Origin of the sequence: Enterococcus sp. 125944 (genome assembly GCF_051909435.1) — a bacterium.
Lineage (GTDB): Bacteria > Bacillota > Bacilli > Lactobacillales > Enterococcaceae > Enterococcus_D > Enterococcus_D gallinarum.
Genome location: NZ_JBQASY010000009.1, coordinates 1 through 21,912, shown reverse-complemented (window position 1 = coordinate 21,912; position 21,912 = coordinate 1). Strand labels below are relative to the sequence as shown.

Sequence of the window (21,912 nt, the reverse complement as noted above, 5' to 3'; positions counted from 1 at the left end):
TTTTTCTTATTATAACATACTGTTCGGATGCACATGCAGTAGAAGCTAACATCAATTACCATTGATCGTATTCCATAGATTACCAAAAAGTTCTTTGGTTCCTTGTTTGACGCGCTCACCAAAATCTTTTAATCCTTCTTTGGCATTTTCGGCAAACTCGTCAACTGATTTTTTCCAGTCATCGTTGTCCGTTGATTCATTTGGATCTGGCACTTCATCTGCTGCCATCAGTTTCCCACCAGTCATATAGGCATCTGCTACTTGGAACTGACTTCCTTGGCTGTAAGGCAACAGACTTTCGGCTTCCGCTTTAAATATCTTGCCGACGACTTGCCCGCTGGTTCCAGTCAAATAGTGTTCGGCACTCGTTTGTTCAAAGCCCAGCCAGGTGGAGATTACGAGATCAGGTGTATACCCAACGATCCACTGATCATTGACTTTTGATAAATCAAAGTTTGTTTCCGTTGTCCCGGTTTTTCCTGCGATCGTAAATCCATAAGGGCTAGCGCTGACCCCAGTTCCATTAGAGAAGGTACCCAGCATCATGCTTGTCATCTTGTCTGCTGTTTCTTTGGAGATGACTTGTTTTCCTTTGACTGAAGTATTATCTACAATAACCGCGCCCGTTGAATCAACGATTTTGGTGATCAAATGCGGTTGGTAGTAATAGCCTCCGCTAGCAAAGACACCATACGCGGCAGCCATGGTCAACGGTGATTCGCCAGTTTCCAATCCCCCTAACGCCAATCCCCAATATTTGTCCGATTCTGACAATGTTAGCCCAAATTCCTGAGTCTTTTTGTATCCGCGGTCGAGACCAATTTCATGAAGTGTCCAAACAGCTGGCAGATTTAAACTTTGAGCCAATGCTTGATACATCGGCACTTCACCGGAATAGGTCCCATCGTAATTCTTTGCCTCATAATAACTTTGAGGTTTGTCTTCCAAAATACTATCTGGATTATAGCCCGCTTCGATTGCAGGTGCATAAACACTGATGGGTTTGATTGTCGAACCTGGCGAGCGTTTCATTTGGGTAGCAAAATTGAACCCGCGAAAAACATGTTCGCCTCGTCGCCCTACCAATGCTTGAACACCGCCAGTTGTCGGATCTAATGCCACCGAACCTGATTGGACCATCGTTCCATCAGACGCATTTTCTGGAAAGAGCGCATCGTTTTTATAGGCAGCTTCCATTTGTGCCTGATAGTTTTGATCCAGTGCTGTGTAGATTTTGTATCCACGATTCATCACATCATCCGCATCAAGTCCGTAAGACTCCGCTTCATCGATCACTGCATCGAAGTAATAAGGATATTTATAGCCAGATTCTGAATTGCCATAGCCATCGTACAACAGGCTAGCTATTGAAACTTGCTCTTCTTGATCGGCCACAGATTGATCCAGCATTTTGTTGTCTACCATCAGTCCTAGAACAGTATCTCGGCGGTTCGTCGCATTTTCTGGATGATCGATAGGATTATAAATTGATGGGCCTTTAAGCATACCTACTAAGGTAGCTGCTTCTCCTACCGTCAAATCTGAAGCATTGACACCAAAATATTTGAGCGAAGCATCTTGAATCCCCCAGACTCCATTACCGAAATAGGAACTGTTCAAATACATTTCCAATATTTCATCTTTTGAGTATTTTTTTTCGATTTCAATCGCTAGAAACAGTTCTTTGGCTTTTCGACTAAAGGTTTGATCGAGAGAAAGATAGGCATTCTTTGCTAGCTGTTGCGTAATTGTACTCCCACCGCCACCTTCTGCACTACGATTGACTACCATCCGCAAGGCCGCCCGAGCGATCCCTTTGATATCAAATCCATGGTGATTATAAAAATTCCGGTCTTCCGTTGAGATCAGTGCGTGAACGACTGCTGGGGAAATGCTTTTTAAATCAACATAGGTGCCCTTTTGAGAATAGAGCTGCCCAGCTTCTTCTCCTTTAGCATCGTAGATCACAGTGGACTCTTTCAATCCTGATTCTAATTCACTAACTTTGGTATTCTTGGCGATATAAAACAAGTAACCGCTCATCACTAAAATACCCACTAAAGTCAGTAAAATAACTATTTTATTCACATGATATTTCTTCCAAATGCGTTTGCGCCATTGATGGAATTGCTGTAGATAAGGCTTGATCCAACGCCAGAAAGTTTGGATCGATTCTTTTATCTTGTGAAGGATTTGTTTCAAATCCATTTCTCCACGCTCCTTTTAACAAAGTGTAGCATAAATCAAACCGTTTGGAATACGGCTCTAGCAGTAAATTTCATCCACAAAAGATTGCTCGTCAATTCTATCAGCGAAACTTCTGTTTTTTGTTGTTTTTTTTATAAGAAAATCTTAAAGATGCTATAATAGCAAATAGATCACAACTTAGAAAGGGATTTTTATGGAATATACCATTACATTACCTAATGACCATCCCCGAACAACGATTCGGGAATTATTAGAACAAGAATGGCTCGTCCCTCGCAAAGTACGCCATTTACTGCGAACCCGCAAAAATGTACGCGTCAACGGTGAAACAGCCCTTTTTCATCAGGAAGTAGCAGGTGGGGATCAGCTCACGCTTCTTCTAGAAGAAGCAGATTACACGTATCAGCCAGTGATTTCTGGGAACAAAGAGAAGATTACGGTGTTGTTTGAAGATGAACATCTGATCGTTGTCAATAAGCCCGCTGGTATCAAAACCCACCCCAACCAACCAAATGAAACCGACACACTTATGAATGATCTGGCTGCATATCTTGCACCAGAGACAAGACCCTATGTCGTTCACCGATTAGATAAAGAGACCAGCGGCGTCATTTTATTTGCTAAAAACCCCTTAGTCTTGCCTATTTTGGGACGAATGCTTGAAAGTAAGCAAATTTATCGTCGCTACCAAGCAACAGTCTGGGGACAATTGGATCAAAACCAAACCATTCGCAAAAAAATCGGACGCGATCGCCACGACCGTCGCAAACGAGTCATTGACCCACACAATGGCTTATCTGCGGTGACACACGTTGAGATTGCCGCTCGCAATGCCCAAACGACTTCGATCTATTGTGTGTTAGATACAGGACGTACGCATCAGATTCGTGTCCACCTTGCTAGCGTTGGACATCCTATCGTCGGAGACCCTCTTTATCAGAAAAAAACTGCAGCTCGCCTTGAGCTGCATGCCTATGAACTTTATTTGACCCATCCATTCTCACAAGAGTCACTGCAGATCAAAGCGCTGCCTGGGCTCTGGTGATGGACAGAATGTTTCTGAAGCAGCAGAGACATTGCCTCTAGTCTCATTCCACATACTGGGCACAGCCGTCAGGCTTCATTCGCTGCAACAATTCAATCTTCCGCTGGTTCAGCAGAAAGCTGTGCCAGCTCTTTTTCTGTCACTGAGCGATACTCTCCTAATGCCAAATCTTTCGGCAGCTGTAGACCGCCCATTCGAGTACGCTTGAGATAAGTCACTTCTTTTCCCACTGCCTGCACCATTCGTTTTACTTGGTGAAACTTCCCTTCATGCAAAATCAAGGTAATCGTGGATGTCTCGGCCTGCTCGTCTACCTTTAAAATCGTCAGCTGTGCCGGCATAAGAGTTTCCCCATCCAGTTCGATTCCTTGGAGAAATTGGTGACGATCCTCTTCGGTCATGATCCCTCGAACTTCTGCATAATACTCTTTTTCGACGTGTTTTTTGGGTGACAATAACCGATGAGCTAGCTGGCCATCATTCGTAATTAGCAGTAGTCCTTCGGTGTCTTTATCCAAACGACCGACTGGAAAAAGATCCCGGCGATAATCTTCCGCCGCAAACAAATCCAAGACCGTCTTTTCCGGATCGGTCGTTGCAGAAATCACACCAGCCGGTTTGTTCAATAAATAATAGAAATCTTTCTGGTAACGTACCAGTTCTCCTGCAAACGAAACCTGATCCTCTTGTTCAGCTACTTGGAATTTATCACTTTTGACTTGTTGACCATTGACCGCAACAACGCCTTTCTTGATTGCTTGCTTCACTTCTTTTCGTGAGCCATACCCCATATCTGCTAAGAATTTATCTAGTCGCATGTTTTCTCGCCTCTTTCTTTGCGATCTTTTTTACTGAAAAAACCGCCTGATCGATCCATGCGATCTCAGCGGCTAATCAGGTTTATTGGGTTATTTGATTCGCAATTTCTTACGCAAACGAATCATTGATGAGCCCAGTAGTTTTTCTGCTAAGCGGATTTTCAATGCCATATAAATATAGGCCCCGCCACCGACTGCTGCAACCAGTAGAGAAAGAATAAAGGCTTGGACTTTGCGATCCGAACTTAAGACCAGACCAAACAATTGCCGAGCAATCAGCGCGATCACTAACATAATGAGAGTCATCAGGAAAATCAAAACCGTTCTTCTAAAGGTCAACTTGGCATTGAAGTGGCCTTTAGTCAACATTTTTCTAATATTCAGCCAGCAAGTCACACCAAGTGCCAATGTTGTAGAGACTAAAGGTCCATAAACTTGGAACAGCCAGATGGCCGGATACTGCAAAATAAATTTTAGCAACAAACCAATAAAGAAGAAGATAACCGCTTCTGTGTTATGGTACATCCCTTGCAGCATGCTAGAAGTCAGCATGAACAAGCCCAGGATTAAGCCAGAGATACAAGCAGCAACGAGGACGCTTGCCCCTAATGTATCCGGTCGATAAAACAATGTATACAATGGATACGCCAATACGATCATTCCAAACGTAGCAGGCAGCATGACAAAGGAATACAACTGGAGGTTATTACTGATCAATTTAGCTAAATTTCCTTGATTCTTTTTCGCTACTGCTTCACTGATTAAAGGCAACCCTGTAGATGCCATCGACGTTGCTAAGCCGATCACGACCATTGTCAGCTTGTCTGGATTGCTGCCAAAGATTGCCATCATGTCTAAGAGCTGATCATTTGAATATTGTGTAAATCCTTTCATAATTCGAACAAAGGTATACTGATCCACTAGTTTAAAAATTGTGATCCCAGAACCAACAATAATAAAAGGAATCGCTTCTTTGATGGTGGATAAAACCAATTCTTTGGTTTGGATCTCTGTTTCTTCTTTGCTCATGTCCAGCAAAACATCCATCCGAACCCGCTGCTTCTGGAAATAATAAACCAAAACCAGAACACTTGCTAAAACGCCGATAAAGGCAGCAAACGTTGATTGAGTCACAGCAGCTGTATAGTCGCCTTCTACCACCCGCATGATAATAAACGTTGCCAACAGCATATAGAAGACTCGCGCGATCTGTTCAACAATCTGAGAAATCGCGAATGGTTTCATGTCTTGATTTCCTTGGAAATATCCTCGCATCACACTCATACATGGAAAGACCAAAAGTGCCACGCTTAAGGAGCGCATCGTTGGAATCAATTCTTCTCCGCCACCAGATGCGGTTGCCAGCCAAGGAGCGGCTATGTACATGATACCAGCAGTTACTACCCCAAATCCTGCCATCAACTGTAAAGCTCTCAGGAACAAGCGCTGACTTGTACGATACTCTTCTCTTGAGTTGTAGTAGGAAATCTGTTTCGCAATCGCTGCTGGAATTCCTGCAGTAGAAATCATCAAAAACAAAGCATAGACATTGTAACCCATTCCAAACAATGCATTTGCTTTATCTCCGTTGGCTCCCATCCAGTAGTACCACGGCAAAATATAGATCGCACCGAGCAACCGAGAACCAATGTTTCCCAGTGTCATCCAAGCCGATCCTTGAGCCATTTTTTCTTGTGTCGTTAATTGTTTTGACGCAGATTGCGTATGATTATCCATGGCAGTTCTCTCCAACTTTCTACAAACATATCCCCTTCATTTTAATTCGAAAAAGGACTTCGAGCAATCTATTTTTGCAACATATTAAAGTTTCTTCACATTATTGAAGAAGAACGACCAATCGCATGCTGTCTTCCATTCGATTTGCCTGAATATGCTATAATAAACTAAACTTTTTGAAACGAGGAGAACCAAGATGTCACTACTTACCATTACCCCCCATCAGATCCGCGGGTTGTTGATCGAAGCAAATCTATTAAAAGAGTTTATCGGCCAAGAATGGCATTATACCGTTCCACAAGAAATGAACGACTTGATCTTTACCTCATTAAGTTATGATTCGCGTCAGACAGACGCAAATACGCTATTCTTCTGTAAAGGTGCCGCGTTCAAAGAAAGCTATTTGGAAAGTGCCGTTGCTCAGGGTCTTCAATGTTATGTTTCGGAACACCCTTATGAAAATTGTTCCGCCTATGGCATCATCGTTACAGATATCCGAGCAGCCATGGCTTGTATTGCCCAGGCTTTTTACAACAATCCGCAAGATCAGCTGTTTAAAATTGGAATCACAGGAACAAAAGGCAAAACGAGCTGTGCTTATTTTGTGCGGGAGATTTTAGCCAAAACAACCAATCAGAAAGTAGCTTTTTTCTCCTCTGAAGAAAATACTGTTGACGGAAAGAACTATCAGGAAGCAGTTTTGACGACTCCAGAAACGTTAGACTTGTATGCTATGATGGCCGAAGCAGTCGCTAATGGTATGACACATCTAGTAATGGAAGTCTCTTCCCAAGCTTATAAAACCAAACGTGTCTCTGGGATCACTTATGAAATTGGAATCTTTCTAAATATTTCGCCCGATCATATCGGTCCAGTAGAACATCCGGACTTTGATGATTATCTTTTCTGCAAACGCGAGTTGATCCACAATAGTAAACAAATGATCATTAACCGACAAAGCGATTATTTTGAACTATTGAAAGAAACTTGTGCTGCTCATCAAGTACCATTGATCACCTATGGTCACTGCGATGGAGATTATCAAGTATTACCAGCGGAATCGGGCGATCCTAAATCATTCCGCATCCATTCTGAAAAAGATATTCTTCTTGTGAATGGCGACTATCAGTTGGCTTTGCTAGGAGAATTCAATCACGACAATGCTACTGCTGCAATCGTTGCTGCTTGTCTTGCGGGAGCTACCCAAGAAGAAGCACAATCTGTCTTGCCTAATGTAACGATTCCAGGACGAATGATCGTTCTGGAAAAACAAAATGGCGCATTGATCATCGTTGATTATGCCCACAACTACTTAAGCTTTAAGTCACTGAGTGAGCTAGCCCATACATTGCGGCCAAAAGGACGGCTGATTTTTGTGACCGGCAGTGCCGGCGGCAAAGCAGAATCACGACGTCCTGACATGGGTCGAGCGCTTTCAGAGTATGCAGATAAAGTCTATTTAACTTCTGATGACCCTAACTTTGAGGATCCTCGTGCTATCGCTGCCGAGATAGCCGCTGCGATCACTGCACCTACTGTCATTATTGAAGAACAGATGGACCGCAGCCTTGCGGTCCAATCAGCGGTTGCTGAAGCCGCTAGTCAAGATATCGTGATTCTAGCTGGTAAAGGCGCTGAGCAATATTTGAAAGTCAATGGTCAAAAAGAACCTTATGAAGGTGATTTGCAGATCGCTCAGCGTTTGCTTTGATTTTTTCATTGCCTCACCTATCCGTTAACAACAAACACCCAAAGAATGACAGCATCAAGCGGGTCATCCTTTGGGTGTTTATTTTTGTGTCTATGCAAATGCCTCTTAAAAAGTTCTTGATTTAAATACCTTGCTGAAAATTATGGTTGTTCATCCTCATAGGTTTCATAGACATAAGGAGCACCATCATAGCGAAATTCTGTCGAGATTGCTGCGTCCAAATCTTCGGTATACATGAATTTGCTGAAAGGAAACAGAAAGACTTCGCCGTCTTTCGTTTTTTCCGCTTCCACTCGGTAAATTAGCTGGTCCGCAGTCAATTGCTGATTCAGCTGTTCCAGCACGTCATCGATCACTTCTTCTTCTTGGTAACCTGCTTTTGCTACTCGTTGATAATCATTGAAAAAAGCCTCTTGACCTTCAAAAGATTGATAGTCCATTTTTATTCCTTCTTTCTGCGCTTTCATTTGCGTTAATTCTATTATACGAGACCCCTCTTAGTTCAGCGAATGATTTGATTGCCGTTTCACTTAGAAAGAGTCAGCTGACTAGAAAAATATGTCAAATTCATTTCAAGTGTATTACGAATCAATGATTTGACAAAATCGCATTGAAGACTTTTTCATTTTTTGTATAATGGGACATAGAGAATATTAAAGGGGCAGACGCAATGAACAGCACAAAGAAAAAAATCTTCTTTGGAACAGGGGCAACAGTAGGTTTTCTAGCAATGATCGCATTGGTCGGACAATTTTTAGTAGCAAACCACTTGATCGGCACAAATGATACTTCCACAGAAATCTTCACTCGCGCAACATATCCAAATGGCTTTCTATTGGTGATCTTCATTCCATTAGTGGCTACAGCTGTATTGTTTTACGGCATTATTCGCAAAAAATAGTATGCAGCGGCAGTTGATGTTTGCATCAGCTGAACCGCTGCTTTTTTGTACAAAAAAAGCGGGGACAGAAGTGTTAAACTCCGAGAAATAAGGAGGAATACACAGAAATTGCTTTTCAAATTTTTGGGTATTTCGACTTATTTCTCGGAGTTGCATCTGCTTCGACCGTTTAGACATGTTTAGAGGGACTGTGCCATAAGTCATCATCCAACAAGTTAAACCGAATAATAGTCTATTGCTAGGATAGATTCCTCTGACTTTTGCGACGAGGAGTCCCTGCACCGCAGGAGCAATAATAGTTAATGTTCGGATAGTTTTACTTGTAGGAGACTTATGGCACAGTCCCTCTTTTCAATTAATTAGCGACGATATTGACCAATTTATTTGGTACAACGATGATTTTGCGAATCGTTTTTCCATTCAATTGTTCTTTTACCAGTTCATTTGATTGAGCTAACTGTTCGAGCGTCGCTTTGTCTGCATCCGCAGGAACTTTGGCTTTTGCCCGAACTTTGCCGTTCACTTGGAATACCACTTCGATTTCATCTTCGACTAGCGCACTTTCATCATAAGTTGGCCATGGCACATAAGAGATGCCCTCTTTATTTCCGAGAATTGCCCATAGTTCTTCACCGATATGAGGGGCAATCGGTGCCAACAATTGGACAAATCCAGCAACATATTCATATGGTAGTGCATCGGACTTATATGCTTCGTTCACAAAGACCATCAGCTGTGAAATAGCCGTGTTGAAATGAAGCTGTTCAAAATCTTCGGTAACTTTTTTAACTGTTTGGTTGTAAACTTTACTTAGTTTGCCATCATTGAATGTAGTAATTCGATCACGCATTTTGCCATTTTCATCCACGATCAAACGCCAAACGCGGTCTAGGAATTTACGGCTGCCTTCCAAGCCGTTTTCATTCCAAGCGATCGATGCATCTAATGGACCCATGAACATTTCATACATGCGCAGTGTATCTGCTCCGTATTGTTCGATGACATCATCCGGATTTACGACGTTTCCGCGAGACTTCGACATTTTTTCATTGTTTTCCCCAAGGATCATCCCTTGATTGAATAATTTCTGGAATGGTTCTTTTGTCGGTACGACACCAAGATCATAAAGGAACTTATGCCAGAAACGAGCATAAAGTAAATGAAGCACCGCATGTTCTGCCCCACCGATATAGATATCTACTGGTAACCAGCGTTTCAATTTGTCAAAATCGGCTAAGCGATTTTTATTGTGAGGGTCGATAAACCGCAAGAAATACCAAGAACTCCCTGCCCATTGCGGCATCGTATTCGTTTCACGACGTCCCTTCATGCCTGTTTCTGGATCAACGACATTGACCCACTCGCTGACATTCGCCAATGGCGATTCGCCTGTACCACTTGGCTTGATATTATCGGTTTTTGGCAAGCGTAGTGGCAATTGATCTTCCGGAAGAGTGGTTGTAGTACCGTCTTCCCAATGAATGATCGGGATAGGCTCACCCCAGTAACGCTGCCGAGAAAACAGCCAGTCTCGCAGACGGTAGCTGATTTCTTTTTTACCGACTCCTTGTTCTTCTAACCAGTGGTTCATTTTTTCAATTGCAGCTTCTTTATCTAGACCATCCAGAAACTCTGAATTGATATGAGGACCGTCTTCAGTATAAGCAGCTTCTTCAACGTCTCCCCCAGCCAGAACAGGAATGATTTCTAACCCAAAAGCTTTTGCAAATTCATGGTCACGTTCGTCATGAGCTGGCACAGCCATGATCGCACCAGTACCATATGAAGCCAACACATAGTCAGCAATCCAAATTGGCACTTCTTTCCCATTCGCTGGATTGACCGCATAGGCCCCTGTGAAGACACCCGTCTTTTCTTTAGACAAATCGGTCCGATTCAAATCGGACTTCTTCGCTGTTTCTGCTACATATGCCTCAACTGCTGCTTTTTGCTCCGGTGTAGTGATGGCTTGTACCAACTCATGTTCAGGAGCCAAAACCGTATACGTGGCGCCAAATAATGTATCTGGTCGTGTCGTAAAGACGGTGAATGCTGCATCGCTACCCGCTACTTTGAAGGTGACATTGGCACCCACAGAACGACCGATCCAATTCCGCTGCATTTCTTTGATGCTCTCAGGCCAATCAACTTCTTCTAGATCATCTAGCAAGCGATCCGCATAAGCCGTGATCTTCAACATCCACTGACGCATAGGTTTGCGAATAACATCGTAGCCGCCGCGTTCACTTTTGCCATCGATCACTTCTTCATTGGCGATAACCGTTCCTAACTCTGGAACCCAATTGACAGGAACCTCGGCTTCATAAGCCAACCCTTTTTCATAAAGTTTGGTAAAAATCCATTGCGTCCATTTATAGTACTCAGGATCTGTCGTGTTGATCTCACGATTCCAATCGTAACTAAACCCCAGTGAATTGATTTGACGACGGAATGTTTCAATATTTTTTTTCGTAAACTCGGCCGGATCATTCCCGGTATCCAATGCATATTGTTCAGCAGGCAACCCAAAAGCATCCCAACCCATGGGATGAAGAACGTTGAATCCTTGGCTGCGCTTGAAGCGGCTTAGAATATCCGTCGCTGTATATCCTTCTGGATGCCCTACGTGCAATCCTTGTCCAGAAGGGTATGGGAACATGTCTAACGCATAAAACTTTGGTTTATCCGGTTGATCGTGGGTATTGAACTCATTTTTCTTAGCCCAATATTTTTGCCATTTTTTTTCAATTTCTTTGTGATTGTAGTTCACTATGGACGCCTCCTAAAAATTGGTGCTCTGACTTGATCAAAAATCAGCAGAACTTAAAAAAAGTCCTATAAAAATCACTATTGATTTTTATAGGACGTTATAAACGTGGTACCACCTAATTTTATCTGTTATGAAACAGACCTCGATGTGTTAACGACCATCGCCGTATCTGCCTACTTTGAGCGGTTCTGAGAAACACTCATTTCAGTCAAATATCACTTGAAGGCGAGTTCGAAAGGTCTTCTGTGCATTTCCACCAGCCATGCACTCTCTTGATTCCAACACGTTTCTACTATTCCTTCTCAAATGTGAAAGATTCTTTGCACTTATCCTATCAAAAAAACAGCGGAATAGCAATCTATTTTACGCGAACGCTTTGTCCAGGATAAACAAAGTTGTCTTTAATGTTATTCCATTGAATGAATTGATCTCTGGAAATCCCAAATTTATCCGCAATTCCCCAGACAGAATCGCCAGATACTACGGTATAGTTGCTCGTACTTGCCGTCTGATTCGCAGCCGTTGCCGTACCGCTGACCCGTACGCTTTGACCAGGATAGACGTAATCATTTTTGATATTGTTCCAACTGCGGAATTGGTCCATCGTGATACCAAATTTATTAGCAATCGACCAAACCGAGTCCCCAGACGCCACTGTATACTTTTGACTGCCAGCTGATGAAGAAATGCTCGTAGAAGCTGTGGTCGGGCTACTTGTCTGTTTATTTCCAGAATTTTTTACGACTAAGCGTTGACCAGGATAAATAAAGTCATTTTTGATATTGTTCCAGCTGCGCAATTGATCCATCGTGATGCCATGCTTATTCGCCACACTCCAAACCGAGTCCCCTGAAGCAACGGTATAACTACCAGCATTGGTTACAGAACTTGTTGCTGTAGTCTTGTTGGCCTGACTTTTTGACCCAGTACCATTTTTTACGACTAAGCGTTGACCAGGATAAATAAAGTCATTTTTGATATTGTTCCAGTTGCGTAATTGGTCCATCGTGATGCCATGCTTGTTCGCCACACTCCAAACCGAGTCCCCTGAAGCAACAGTATAACTACCAGCACTTGCTGTCGTGGTAGATATGGTCCCTGTATTCGTCGTTTGTTTGGCAGTACCACCATTGATCGTCAGTTTTTGTCCTGGGTAGATAAAATTATTGCGAATATTGTTCCAGCTACATAGCTGATCCATTGTGATGCCGAATTTATTAGCGATTCCCCAGACAGAATCCCCTGACGCAACTGTATAGCCTTGACTACCAGAAGAAACTGACGATGTCGCTGCTGGCTTTCTGACAGGATTTGTAGCGGTATTAGGCGTACTGACCGTTGCTCCACCACCGGCATTGCCTGAAGCTGGTGTATCATATTTAGTCAAGCCATACTGCTGGATCACCGTATTCAATGAAGAAGCATAGTTGGGAGCTGTTGCGTAACGCCCCGTCAACCATTGGGTTGCATCACGGTAAGAAGACGTATTGCTCTTCCAAGCACCTGCATAATAATAATTACCGTTTCCTAGCGAAACATTTCTTAATGTTCGTGCGTTGTCTTCAAAAGATTCTTTGTAAGAAGGGTATTTTTTGAAGGGTTCTTTCATAGTCAACCATTGATTGTTTAAATACTCTGCTGTGTTCATATAGACTGTCTGACCATTATGACTGCCCTTGATTCCAAAAAGATTATGGTTAGGTGATTGGGACAGGGCACTTCTTCCCCAGCCGCTTTCAAGAATGGCTTGTGCGATCATGACTGAAGCATAAAGATCATTTGCTTGGGCAACAGGCTGTGCATAAGTTGCGATTTCTGTAATGAATGCTGCTGTATTAGGTGCAGCAAAGTTACTTCTCACCACAGTATTTTCTACGGCATCCGCTTGAACTGGAGTCAGCAAAGGCGCTACTACTGAGCAAGCGGTTATGGTTGTCCCTACAACAGCGGCACTTTTTCTCATCGTTTGATAAAATTCACTGGACTGTCCTTCTCTGCGACGCTCTTTGCGCGATAAACTCATGTTCATGAACGTTCCTCCGTCTTCTATTTTTTTCCTACGTTTAGTATACAATTTCTTAAGATTTTATAAAAGTTATTTCCTTCTTTTCGCCAAACTGTAAACTCTTTGTAATCTAACGTACATTATTCGAAAGAAGAAGTAAGCGACAATTTCTTGTTATACAATATTGTCCCTCAAGAAACACCCCTGCACCACTGTCTTTTGTCCCTCCAAGATAAATGGTATAATAGACTCACTATGTTTGCCTGTAGAAATGAGGATTTTTTTATGAACAAAAAACTGTATTATCAATTCGCCGGCAGCTGTTTTTTGCTGCTCTTTGCCTTTTTAGGCTATGTTGTCAAATTCTATCCAACTTGGCTGAATCCTTTCGATGAAAGTAGCACTCGTTTGATCCGTAGCGGTTATCCTTTTTTGACTGACTTTTTCCTATGGGTGACCAAGTTTGCTAATCCAGTAACGATTGGGCTGCTTTTCATTGTTGTATTGGTCGTGTTGCTTATCAATCGCTTCTATTCCGAAGCACTGTGGCTCAGTTTCGGTACGATTGGCATCTCAGCGGTCTTCAATCCGTTGATTAAATTATTCTTTATGCGAGAAAGACCAACACTGGAACATTTAGTGTTGGAGACAAGCTCTAGTTTTCCTAGCGGACACTCCACTGGCAGCATGGTATTTTATGGAACCTTACTTTTGCTGATTCCTGTCTTTTTCCAGTCACAAGCGCTACGCTGGGGTATGAGAATCTTGCTTGGCTTACTGATCTTTCTGATCGGTATCAGTCGGATCTATCTAGGTGTTCACTTTCCTAGCGACGTACTCGGCGGATTTTGTGTGGGACTCTCTTGGCTGTTACTGACCTATCCGTACTATTTAGAAAAGCGTTTTGTCTGGCGTTTCCAACAAAAACAATCTTAGAAAAAAGAAAAGAAGGTAAAATCCATGAATTCATTCCCCTATGCCGAAAATCAGCATAAACGTTACCATTCTTGGAATTATGCATTGCGTCAGGAATTTGGTGAAAAAATCTTTAAAGTACCGATCGATGCTGGCTTCGACTGTCCCAATCGAGATGGTACTGTTGCAAAAGGTGGTTGTACCTTTTGCAGCGTATCTGGTTCAGGCGACATGATCGTTGCACCTGAAGCCCCGCTGCCCGTTCAATTTCATAAAGAAATCGATATGATGCACAAAAAATGGCCCCATGTCGATAAGTACATCGTTTATTTCCAAAATTTCACCAATACCCATGCCCCAGCTGCAGTCATTCGAGAGCGGTTTGAACAAGTTTTGACCATGCCAGGTGTCGTTGGTGTTTCTATCGGTACACGTCCTGACTGTCTTCCAGACGATGTGGTAGACTATCTAGCTGAATTGAACCAACGCTTTTATTTGTGGGTGGAGTTAGGGTTACAAACAACCTTTGAAACCACCAGCAACGCAATCAACCGTGCGCATGATTATCAAACATATCTTGATGGTGTCGCTAAATTGAGAAAACATGGCATTCAGGTTTGTACTCATTTGATCAATGGACTCCCTGGTGAAACATTAGAAATGATGCGGGAAAATGTGCGGAAAACAATCTTGGACTCAGATATTCAAGGGATCAAACTCCATCTCTTGCATTTGATGCGAAATACCCGCATGCTCCGGGACTATCATGAAGGCAAGCTGCAATTGATGCAAAGAGAGACTTATGTCTCTTTGATTTGCGACCAACTAGAAATGATTCCTGCGGAGATCATCATTCATCGTCTGACAGGTGACGCTCCTTGGGATGCTTTGATTGGACCTATGTGGAGTCTCAAAAAATGGGAAGTCTTGAATGAGATCGATAAAGAAATGCTGCGCCGCGACTCCTATCAAGGAAAATTTGATGTTAGAAAAGAGGCTATCTATGCTACAAACAGCCATGCGTTATAGCCACACCCTTTTACAAGAAGTCGTCAAACCCGGACAGACCGTAGTTGATGCCACCATGGGAAATGGCCATGATACCGAGCTGTTGGCAACACTAGTCGGACCTGAAGGCAAAGTCTATGCCTTTGATATTCAGGAACAAGCAGTGACCACAACAAAAGAACGCTTGTTAGCAAAAGGACTCCTGCCGCAAGTTGAACTGATCCACCAAGGACATGAAACAGTAGCGGATTACGTCCCTGATGCCGTTCATGCAGCTATTTTCAATCTAGGTTACTTACCAAAGAGCGATAAAAAAATCATTACTTTACCTGAGACGACCGAACAGGCACTGCAAGCATTGATCCAACGTATTGTTCCTTGCGGTCGGATCATCCTTGTATGCTATTATGGCCACGAAGGCGGACCTGAAGAGTTAGAAGCTGTTCATCGCTTTTGTCGTCAATTACCACAAGCGCAATTTAACGTGCTGTCCTATCAATTCATCAATCAGCGCAACCAACCACCAGTCCTGTTTTGTATCGAACGAAAAAAAACATCAGAGAACCGTTGACTATTCTTCGGTCTCTGATGTTTTTTATTTTCCTTCAACGAGCCAGTTTAATACTCGTTGGATCCACTGATCCCAAAATTGCCAATCGTGATCTCCGGAACCAGACTCAAATGTCACTGCCAAGTCACGTTCCTGCATTTTTGCAACTGCATATTCACTTGCAGGAAACAGTTGGTCTTCTGTTCCACAACTAATATAAAAGCGCGGTGCCTTTTGCGGATCAATCGTATCGATCAAATGGATCAAATCATTCTCTGAACCTTGAAACTGATCCAATGGGCCAAAAATCCCTTCCCAGTAAGAAGTATTTCGAATCTTTAAAAGAGAATCCATGCTTTCAGCAATCGCTAAAGCCCCGGACAAAGAGGCAACGGCAGCAAAACTCTCTGGTTTACGCAAACCCAACTTAACAGCACCATAGCCCCCCATAGATAGACCGGCAGCAAATGTCTTCTCCCGATCACTGCTCAATTGAGGAAACAGCTCTCGGCAGATTTGCGGTAACTCTTCTGCAACAAAGGTCCAGTACTTCATATCATAAGTTGTATCTGTATACCAAGCCAAATCAGTCGAAGGCATGATCACTGCCATTTGATAGTCGCTCACATAGCGCTCGATCGAAGTTCGTCTTTCCCAGACACTATGATTACCGCCCATTCCATGTAATAGATATAGAACTGGTAATTCTTTTTGATCATTTTTTGTAGTTGTACCTACCTTTTTGATGGTAGTTTGGGGGAGAATCACGTTTACCATTACTTCCATTTCAAGAACATTTGAATAGATATTTGCTTGTATAAAAGCCATCAAATCACCTGCGATTCTTTTTTTATCATTGTACCAGATTCTCGCCGAATTGTACGGGCAAACACCAAAGCAAGCACAATCAGCAACAATCCTAATCCATATACCCAATGTAATCCATCGTACAAAATTCCTCGTAATTGAAGCAGAATGTCTGTTGAAAGTTTCTTAGCAGCAGTTGGGTCCACTAAGCGATTCATGATTTCCTGATCTTGAATACCTGCTTCTTTCAATCCAAAATTATTGCTGATATTCAAGACGATCCCGAAAACAGAAACCATGATTGTCTGACCAATTGTTCTTAATAGCGTATTGAAGGAGGTCGCTACCCCAATTTGTGAATGAGGAACACTGGTTTGAGCAGTCACGGTACAAACGACCATCGTCGCTCCCAATCCGATTCCGGTAATTGAAGAGATTCCTAAAAACCAGAGAAAAGACGTTTTCATTGGGGTAATAAAAAGCCAGATTGCGCCAACAAGCGTAATTAATAGACTAGCCGTTAGGACCCATGAAACCGACCGCTTCAGCAACCAGCGGCTGGCTAGAAATGAGCCGACCATCCATAAAATCGATAACGGTGCTAGTACAAGACCACCGATACCTGCACTCATTCCTAAGACTCCTTGCATCCACATTGGGATATACACATCGATACCCATCAAAAAACCGCTAGCTAGTGCTGCGACAATATTTACTACCACAAAAGTTCTAGAATGGAATAACGCTAAATCAATTAATGGATCTGCTGCTTTTTTCTCTACTCGATAAAACAGCAGGAATGTTACAATAGTCAAAATCAGTAAGCTTACCACAGCAACACTTAACCCCTGATCGCCTAGTAACTGAAACCCTAAAAGCAGAGAAACTAATGTGACCATCATCAAAAAACTACCAAGTAAATCCATTTTCTCAGATTTCTTCGTCTTTTTGTTTTCATGAAAATAAAACCAAATCATGCCAAGAAGAAACACACCAATCGGCACATTAATAAAAAAGATCCAGTGCCAACCGACTGTATCAACAATCACACCACCAGCTAATGGACCGACGACACTAGCAATCCCCCAAGCAGTACTGTTCAAACCCAAGACTTTCGCTCTCTTTTCTACAGGGTACAAGTCGGCGATGATCGTCAATGCAACAGGCATCATCGCACCAGCCCCGATTCCTTGAACAGCTCTCGAAAGGATGAGTGTCAGCATGCTGTTTGACAAGCCACAGAGTGCGGAACCAATCATAAAGAGCAGTGTCCCAAATAAAAAAATCGGTTTACGACCAATGGTATCGGCAAGTTTACCGTAAATGGGTGTCAACATAGCACTAGTCAATAAGTAAATCGAAAAAACCCAATTCATGATCTCGATCCCGTGTAAAGAACCAACGATCGTCGGCATAGCAGTCGTAATGATCGTCCCTTCGATAGCCGTCATAAATGTTGCAACAAAAACAGCAATCGTCACACGTGTCACATTCGTTTTCATCATTCTCCCCCTCTTCTAAGTCAAAAAAAAGAACCTCTATTGATTTACATCAACAGAGGTCGCCTCTTTATTCCTTCACACTTGCCAATAAAGCATCCACTTTATCTGTTTGTTCCCATGGCAAGTCGATATCTGTACGACCAAAATGTCCATATGCCGCTGTCTGACGATAAATCGGACGACGTAGATTCAACATTTCTATAATTCCAGCTGGCCGCAGATCAAAATTCTCTCTTACAGCTTGGATCAATTTCTCTTGACTGACTTTTCCGGTTCCAAACGTATCAATTCGAATCGATACAGGTTGTGCTACACCAATCGCATAAGCTAGCTGAACCTCTACCTTTCGGGCAAGTTTCGCTGCAACGATATTTTTAGCAATATAGCGTGCAGCATAACTAGCAGAACGGTCAACTTTTGTTGCATCTTTCCCAGAAAATGCGCCACCGCCATGTCTTGCATATCCACCATAAGTATCTACGATGATTTTTCTACCAGTCAATCCGGCATCCCCTTGAGGCCCACCGATGACAAATCGTCCTGTCGGATTGATATAATATTTTGTTTCATCGTCTAAAAGAGAAGCTGGTATCACTTCTTTAATCACTTTTTCAATAACGTCATGACGAATCGTTTCATTGTCTACTGCATCATCATGCTGTGTGCTGATAACAACTGTATCCACTCGACGAGGCTGATCTTGATCATCATACTCGACAGTTACTTGGGATTTTGCGTCAGGACGCAAATAGGTCAATTCATTCGTTTTACGCAGTTCTGCTAATCGCCGAACAAGACGGTGACTCAATGCAATTGGTAATGGCATCAATTCTGGTGTTTCATCAACAGCAAAACCAAACATCAATCCTTGATCTCCGGCACCGATTTCTTCTTCATTCGCTTCATCGCGTACTTCTAATGCATTGTCAACGCCTTGAGCAATATCAGGTGATTGTTCATCAATGGCTACCAATACCGCCACAGTGTCACCGTCAAAGCCGAATTTTGCCCGTGTATAACCGATTCCTTTGATGGTTTCGCGAACAATTTTTTGAATATCTACATAGGCACTTGTCGAGATTTCGCCAAAAACCAATACTAATCCGGTCGTCACCGAGGTTTCGCAGGCAACCCGTGCCATTGGATCTTCAGCAAGCAGCGCATCTAAAATAGCATCACTGATTTGATCAGCCACTTTATCTGGATGTCCTTCAGATACAGATTCTGAAGTAAATAAATGTTTCTCTGTCATTTTTTGTATTCCCCCTAAATTTCGATTCGGTTACAAGGCATCTTCGCAGCTGCGAATCCTTTCGGGAACTTGCAACGGACTGATTATAACAAATTTTGACCTACTGTGCCTAATTTATGGAAAAACTTTTAAAATTGCCTTTTTTAAAACATAAAAAAAAAGCATTCCAAAGGATGCTTTCATGATCCGTACGGGATTCGAACCCGTGTTACCGCCGTGAAAGGGCGGTGTCTTAACCACTTGACCAACGGACCAAGTAAAATTCAATGGGCCTAAATGGACTCGAACCATCGACCTCACGCTTATCAGGCGTGCGCTCTAACCAGCTGAGCTATAGGCCCAAAATAAAAAAACTAAAGCGGGTGACGAGAATCGAACTCGCGACAACAGCTTGGAAGGCTGTGGTTTTACCACTAAACTACACCCGCAAGATGGCGCGGGACAGAATCGAACTGCCGACACATGGAGCTTCAATCCATTGCTCTACCAACTGAGCTACCGAGCCATAACGGTTCCGACGGGAATCGAACCCGCGATCTCCTGCGTGACAGGCAGGCATGTTAACCCCTACACCACGGAACCATATTTAGTTTTTTTGATTGCGGGAGCAGGATTTGAACCTACGACCTTCGGGTTATGAGCCCGACGAGCTACCAGACTGCTCCATCCCGCGATAATAAATTACTAATTACAATAGCTGCTTTAAGTAATTAAAAGCTGGACTCATTGATCTACAACCCGATCAAGAGTTCAGTAAAGGAGGATAAGGGATTCGAACCCTTGCACGGTTTTACCCGCCTGACGGTTTTCAAGACCGTTCCCTTCAGCCGGACTTGGGTAATCCTCCAAAAAGTGTTGCAATGATCCGTACGGGACTCGAACCCGTGTTACCGCCGTGAAAGGGCGGTGTCTTAACCACTTGACCAACGGACCGCTAAAACGGAGAAGGAGGGATTTGAACCCTCGCGCCGGTTTCCCGACCTACACCCTTAGCAGGGGCGCCTCTTCAGCCACTTGAGTACTTCCCCAAATGTAACAAAATATATAGTTCAATGGGCCTAAATGGACTCGAACCATCGACCTCACGCTTATCAGGCGTGCGCTCTAACCAGCTGAGCTATAGGCCCAAAAAATAAAAACTAAAGCGGGTGACGAGAATCGAACTCGCGACAACAGCTTGGAAGGCTGTGGTTTTACCACTAAACTACACCCGCATGGCGGTCTGGACGGGACTCGAACCCGCGACCTCCTGCGTGACAGGCAGGCATTCTAACCAACTGAACTACCAAACCATATTTTAGTTTTTATTTGACGCTTCTATTGTATTAACAGAAGCAATTGCGGGAGCAGGATTTGAACCTACGACCTTCGGGTTATGAGCCCGACGAGCTACCAGACTGCTCCATCCCGCGATAATAAATTACTAATTAAGCAATAGCTGCTTTAAGTAATTAAAAGCTGTACTCATTGATCTACAATCCGATCAAGAATCCAGTAAAGGAGGATAAGGGATTCGAACCCTTGCACGGTTTTACCCGCCTGACGGTTTTCAAGACCGTTCCCTTCAGCCGGACTTGGGTAATCCTCCAACATATACAATGCCACAATGGACCTTGTAGGACTCGAACCTACGACCGGACGGTTATGAGCCGTCTGCTCTAACCAACTGAGCTAAAGGTCCAGGCTCTTAATAATCGCGGCGGAGGGGATCGAACCCCCGACCTCCCGGGTATGAACCGGACGCTCTAGCCAGCTGAGCTACACCGCGAAAAAATCATTTATTCAAATGATATGGAGCCTAGCGGGATCGAACCGCTGACCTCCTGCGTGCAAAGCAGGCGCTCTCCCAGCTGAGCTAAGGCCCCTTTTGAAAATATAATCGGGAAGACAGGATTCGAACCTGCGACCCCTTGGTCCCAAACCAAGTGCTCTACCAAGCTGAGCTACTTCCCGTTGCTAAAACGCGCCCAAGAGGAGTCGAACCCCTAACCTTTTGATCCGTAGTCAAACACTCTATCCAATTGAGCTATGGGCGCATATTAAGAAATGCCGAGGACCGGAATCGAACCGGTACGGTGATCACTCACCGCAGGATTTTAAGTCCTGTGCGTCTGCCAGTTCCGCCACCCCGGCTGATTGCGATGGCAAAAGCGGAAAACGGGGTTCGAACCCGCGACCCCCACCTTGGCAAGGTGGTGCTCTACCACTGAGCTATTTCCGCGTATTCCTGATGCCGGCTAAAGGACTTGAACCCTCGACCCTCTGATTACAAATCAGATGCTCTACCAACTGAGCTAAGCCGGCAATGAAGTGCGGGTGAAGGGACTTGAACCCCCACGCCCGAAGGCGCTAGATCCTAAATCTAGTGCGTCTGCCAATTCCGCCACACCCGCATAGGTTATTACTATGAGCCGTACAGGGCTCGAACCTGTGACCCTCTGATTAAAAGTCAGATGCTCTACCAACTGAGCTAACGGCTCATATGGGGGTTAACGGGTTCGAACCGCTGACCCTCTGCTTGTAAGGCAGATGCTCTCCCAGCTGAGCTAAACCCCCATAATTTAAAAAAAACGCGTGGCGACGTCCTACTCTCACAAAGGGAAACCCTTCACTACAATCGGCGCTAAGAAGCTTAACTTCTGTGTTCGGCATGGTTACAGGTGTATCCTTCTCGCTATCGCCA

Annotated in this window: 15 protein-coding genes, 25 tRNA genes, 1 rRNA gene, 1 riboswitch and 1 other annotated feature; of the genes, 6 read left to right on the top strand and 35 right to left on the bottom strand. The window is 43.6% G+C overall.

Features of this window, described 5'->3' with window-relative positions:
• Positions 1 to 51: 51 nt before the first annotated feature.
• Positions 52 to 2,208, bottom strand: coding sequence for a PBP1A family penicillin-binding protein (locus ACTFWY_RS09465; RefSeq protein WP_003128419.1), 2,157 nt, complete (start codon positions 2,206 to 2,208; stop codon positions 52 to 54).
• Positions 2,209 to 2,401: 193 nt separating this feature from the next.
• On the opposite strand from ACTFWY_RS09465, the gene ACTFWY_RS09460 reads away from it, so the two are divergent.
• Positions 2,402 to 3,253 (top strand): RluA family pseudouridine synthase, encoded by an 852-nt coding sequence (locus ACTFWY_RS09460; RefSeq protein WP_311828415.1) that lies wholly within the window; start codon positions 2,402 to 2,404, stop codon positions 3,251 to 3,253.
• 92 nt (positions 3,254 to 3,345) lie between these two features.
• Here the strand turns inward: ACTFWY_RS09460 and ACTFWY_RS09455 are convergent, their stop codons facing one another.
• Positions 3,346 to 4,071: a pseudouridine synthase gene (locus tag ACTFWY_RS09455; RefSeq protein ID WP_003128417.1), complete on the bottom strand. Its 726-nt coding sequence runs from the start codon at positions 4,069 to 4,071 to the stop codon at positions 3,346 to 3,348.
• Positions 4,072 to 4,161: 90 nt separating this feature from the next.
• Positions 4,162 to 5,808, bottom strand: coding sequence for a putative polysaccharide biosynthesis protein (locus ACTFWY_RS09450; protein ID WP_003128416.1), 1,647 nt, complete (start codon positions 5,806 to 5,808; stop codon positions 4,162 to 4,164).
• Between the two features lie 196 nt (positions 5,809 to 6,004).
• Here ACTFWY_RS09450 and murE point away from each other — a divergent pair, with 196 nt between their 5' ends.
• Entirely contained in the window at positions 6,005 to 7,519 is a 1,515-nt protein-coding gene (gene murE, locus ACTFWY_RS09445) for a UDP-N-acetylmuramyl-tripeptide synthetase (RefSeq protein ID WP_311828414.1), read from the top strand.
• A gap of 140 nt (positions 7,520 to 7,659) precedes the next feature.
• On the opposite strand, the gene ACTFWY_RS09440 is transcribed toward murE, so the two are convergent.
• A complete protein-coding gene (locus ACTFWY_RS09440) occupies positions 7,660 to 7,959 on the bottom strand; it encodes a DUF5960 family protein (protein ID WP_005472910.1) in 300 nt (99 codons plus the stop codon).
• Between the two features lie 230 nt (positions 7,960 to 8,189).
• Between ACTFWY_RS09440 and ACTFWY_RS09435 the strand changes: the two genes are divergently transcribed.
• Positions 8,190 to 8,420 (top strand): hypothetical protein, encoded by a 231-nt coding sequence (locus ACTFWY_RS09435; protein WP_003128412.1) that lies wholly within the window; start codon positions 8,190 to 8,192, stop codon positions 8,418 to 8,420.
• Positions 8,421 to 8,775: 355 nt separating this feature from the next.
• Here ACTFWY_RS09435 and leuS read toward each other — a convergent pair whose 3' ends face one another.
• Together leuS and ACTFWY_RS09425 are read right to left on the bottom strand one after the other, a co-directional pair.
• Positions 8,776 to 11,190 carry a leucine--tRNA ligase gene (gene leuS / locus ACTFWY_RS09430; RefSeq protein WP_003128411.1) on the bottom strand — a complete coding sequence of 805 codons (2,415 nt, stop codon included), beginning with the start codon at positions 11,188 to 11,190 and terminating at the stop codon, positions 8,776 to 8,778.
• 87 nt (positions 11,191 to 11,277) lie between these two features.
• Positions 11,278 to 11,505 (bottom strand) — a binding site (T-box leader).
• A 43-nt stretch (positions 11,506 to 11,548) separates the two neighbouring features.
• A complete protein-coding gene (locus tag ACTFWY_RS09425) occupies positions 11,549 to 13,219 on the bottom strand; it encodes a LysM peptidoglycan-binding domain-containing protein (protein ID WP_311828413.1) in 1,671 nt (556 codons plus the stop codon).
• A gap of 261 nt (positions 13,220 to 13,480) precedes the next feature.
• Between ACTFWY_RS09425 and ACTFWY_RS09420 the strand changes: the two genes are divergently transcribed.
• Genes ACTFWY_RS09420 through ACTFWY_RS09410 form a run of 3 tightly spaced genes read left to right on the top strand, consistent with a single transcriptional unit; the run spans position 13,481 to position 15,689 of the window.
• Positions 13,481 to 14,131, top strand: coding sequence for a phosphatase PAP2 family protein (locus ACTFWY_RS09420; RefSeq protein ID WP_003128409.1), 651 nt, complete (start codon positions 13,481 to 13,483; stop codon positions 14,129 to 14,131).
• A gap of 24 nt (positions 14,132 to 14,155) precedes the next feature.
• On the top strand, positions 14,156 to 15,139 hold the full coding sequence (locus ACTFWY_RS09415; RefSeq protein ID WP_029487327.1) for a TIGR01212 family radical SAM protein: 984 nt from the start codon (positions 14,156 to 14,158) through the stop codon (positions 15,137 to 15,139).
• Complete coding sequence (locus ACTFWY_RS09410; protein WP_005472914.1) at positions 15,114 to 15,689, top strand: tRNA (mnm(5)s(2)U34)-methyltransferase; 576 nt, start codon at positions 15,114 to 15,116, stop codon at positions 15,687 to 15,689. The genes ACTFWY_RS09415 and ACTFWY_RS09410 overlap by 26 nt, the downstream gene beginning before the upstream one ends.
• Before the next feature lie 24 nt (positions 15,690 to 15,713).
• Here the strand turns inward: ACTFWY_RS09410 and ACTFWY_RS09405 are convergent, their stop codons facing one another.
• The 29 genes from ACTFWY_RS09405 to rrf all read right to left on the bottom strand — a co-directional run.
• Positions 15,714 to 16,496 carry an alpha/beta hydrolase gene (locus tag ACTFWY_RS09405; RefSeq protein ID WP_021149016.1) on the bottom strand — a complete coding sequence of 261 codons (783 nt, stop codon included), beginning with the start codon at positions 16,494 to 16,496 and terminating at the stop codon, positions 15,714 to 15,716.
• Complete coding sequence (locus ACTFWY_RS09400; RefSeq protein ID WP_003128404.1) at positions 16,496 to 17,977, bottom strand: MDR family MFS transporter; 1,482 nt, start codon at positions 17,975 to 17,977, stop codon at positions 16,496 to 16,498. Before ACTFWY_RS09400 ends, ACTFWY_RS09405 begins: the two co-directional genes overlap by 1 nt.
• Before the next feature lie 67 nt (positions 17,978 to 18,044).
• Positions 18,045 to 19,229 (bottom strand): methionine adenosyltransferase, encoded by a 1,185-nt coding sequence (gene metK, locus ACTFWY_RS09395; protein ID WP_003128403.1) that lies wholly within the window; start codon positions 19,227 to 19,229, stop codon positions 18,045 to 18,047.
• Positions 19,227 to 19,309, bottom strand: a riboswitch (SMK box riboswitch). Its footprint overlaps the gene before it by 3 nt.
• A 102-nt stretch (positions 19,310 to 19,411) precedes the next feature.
• Positions 19,412 to 19,483, bottom strand: a tRNA-Glu gene (locus ACTFWY_RS09390).
• Positions 19,484 to 19,496: 13 nt separating this feature from the next.
• Positions 19,497 to 19,570: transfer RNA gene (locus ACTFWY_RS09385), tRNA-Ile, on the bottom strand.
• Between the two features lie 16 nt (positions 19,571 to 19,586).
• Positions 19,587 to 19,657: transfer RNA gene (locus tag ACTFWY_RS09380), tRNA-Gly, on the bottom strand.
• Positions 19,658 to 19,661: 4 nt separating this feature from the next.
• A tRNA-Phe gene (locus ACTFWY_RS09375) sits at positions 19,662 to 19,734 on the bottom strand.
• A 4-nt stretch (positions 19,735 to 19,738) separates the two neighbouring features.
• Positions 19,739 to 19,811 (bottom strand) — tRNA-Asp (locus ACTFWY_RS09370).
• 17 nt (positions 19,812 to 19,828) lie between these two features.
• Positions 19,829 to 19,902, bottom strand: a tRNA-Met gene (locus ACTFWY_RS09365).
• Between the two features lie 84 nt (positions 19,903 to 19,986).
• Positions 19,987 to 20,076 (bottom strand) — tRNA-Ser (locus ACTFWY_RS09360).
• 14 nt (positions 20,077 to 20,090) lie between these two features.
• Positions 20,091 to 20,162, bottom strand: a tRNA-Glu gene (locus tag ACTFWY_RS09355).
• A 7-nt stretch (positions 20,163 to 20,169) separates the two neighbouring features.
• Positions 20,170 to 20,257, bottom strand: a tRNA-Ser gene (locus ACTFWY_RS09350).
• Positions 20,258 to 20,282: 25 nt separating this feature from the next.
• Positions 20,283 to 20,356, bottom strand: a tRNA-Ile gene (locus tag ACTFWY_RS09345).
• Between the two features lie 16 nt (positions 20,357 to 20,372).
• Positions 20,373 to 20,443: transfer RNA gene (locus ACTFWY_RS09340), tRNA-Gly, on the bottom strand.
• A 1-nt stretch (position 20,444) separates the two neighbouring features.
• A tRNA-Asp gene (locus ACTFWY_RS09335) sits at positions 20,445 to 20,521 on the bottom strand.
• A 46-nt stretch (positions 20,522 to 20,567) separates the two neighbouring features.
• Positions 20,568 to 20,641, bottom strand: a tRNA-Met gene (locus tag ACTFWY_RS09330).
• A gap of 86 nt (positions 20,642 to 20,727) precedes the next feature.
• Positions 20,728 to 20,817: transfer RNA gene (locus ACTFWY_RS09325), tRNA-Ser, on the bottom strand.
• A 19-nt stretch (positions 20,818 to 20,836) separates the two neighbouring features.
• Positions 20,837 to 20,910: transfer RNA gene (locus ACTFWY_RS09320), tRNA-Ile, on the bottom strand.
• 13 nt (positions 20,911 to 20,923) lie between these two features.
• Positions 20,924 to 20,997, bottom strand: a tRNA-Met gene (locus ACTFWY_RS09315).
• 24 nt (positions 20,998 to 21,021) lie between these two features.
• A tRNA-Ala gene (locus ACTFWY_RS09310) sits at positions 21,022 to 21,094 on the bottom strand.
• A 14-nt stretch (positions 21,095 to 21,108) separates the two neighbouring features.
• Positions 21,109 to 21,182 (bottom strand) — tRNA-Pro (locus ACTFWY_RS09305).
• 9 nt (positions 21,183 to 21,191) lie between these two features.
• Positions 21,192 to 21,265 (bottom strand) — tRNA-Arg (locus ACTFWY_RS09300).
• A gap of 11 nt (positions 21,266 to 21,276) precedes the next feature.
• Positions 21,277 to 21,362 (bottom strand) — tRNA-Leu (locus ACTFWY_RS09295).
• Between the two features lie 16 nt (positions 21,363 to 21,378).
• Positions 21,379 to 21,450: transfer RNA gene (locus tag ACTFWY_RS09290), tRNA-Gly, on the bottom strand.
• Positions 21,451 to 21,460: 10 nt separating this feature from the next.
• Positions 21,461 to 21,533, bottom strand: a tRNA-Thr gene (locus ACTFWY_RS09285).
• Positions 21,534 to 21,540: 7 nt separating this feature from the next.
• A tRNA-Leu gene (locus tag ACTFWY_RS09280) sits at positions 21,541 to 21,622 on the bottom strand.
• Positions 21,623 to 21,636: 14 nt separating this feature from the next.
• Positions 21,637 to 21,709, bottom strand: a tRNA-Lys gene (locus ACTFWY_RS09275).
• Positions 21,710 to 21,712: 3 nt separating this feature from the next.
• Positions 21,713 to 21,785 (bottom strand) — tRNA-Val (locus ACTFWY_RS09270).
• A 16-nt stretch (positions 21,786 to 21,801) separates the two neighbouring features.
• Positions 21,802 to 21,912, bottom strand: a 5S ribosomal RNA gene (rrf, locus tag ACTFWY_RS09265); the annotation flags it as partial.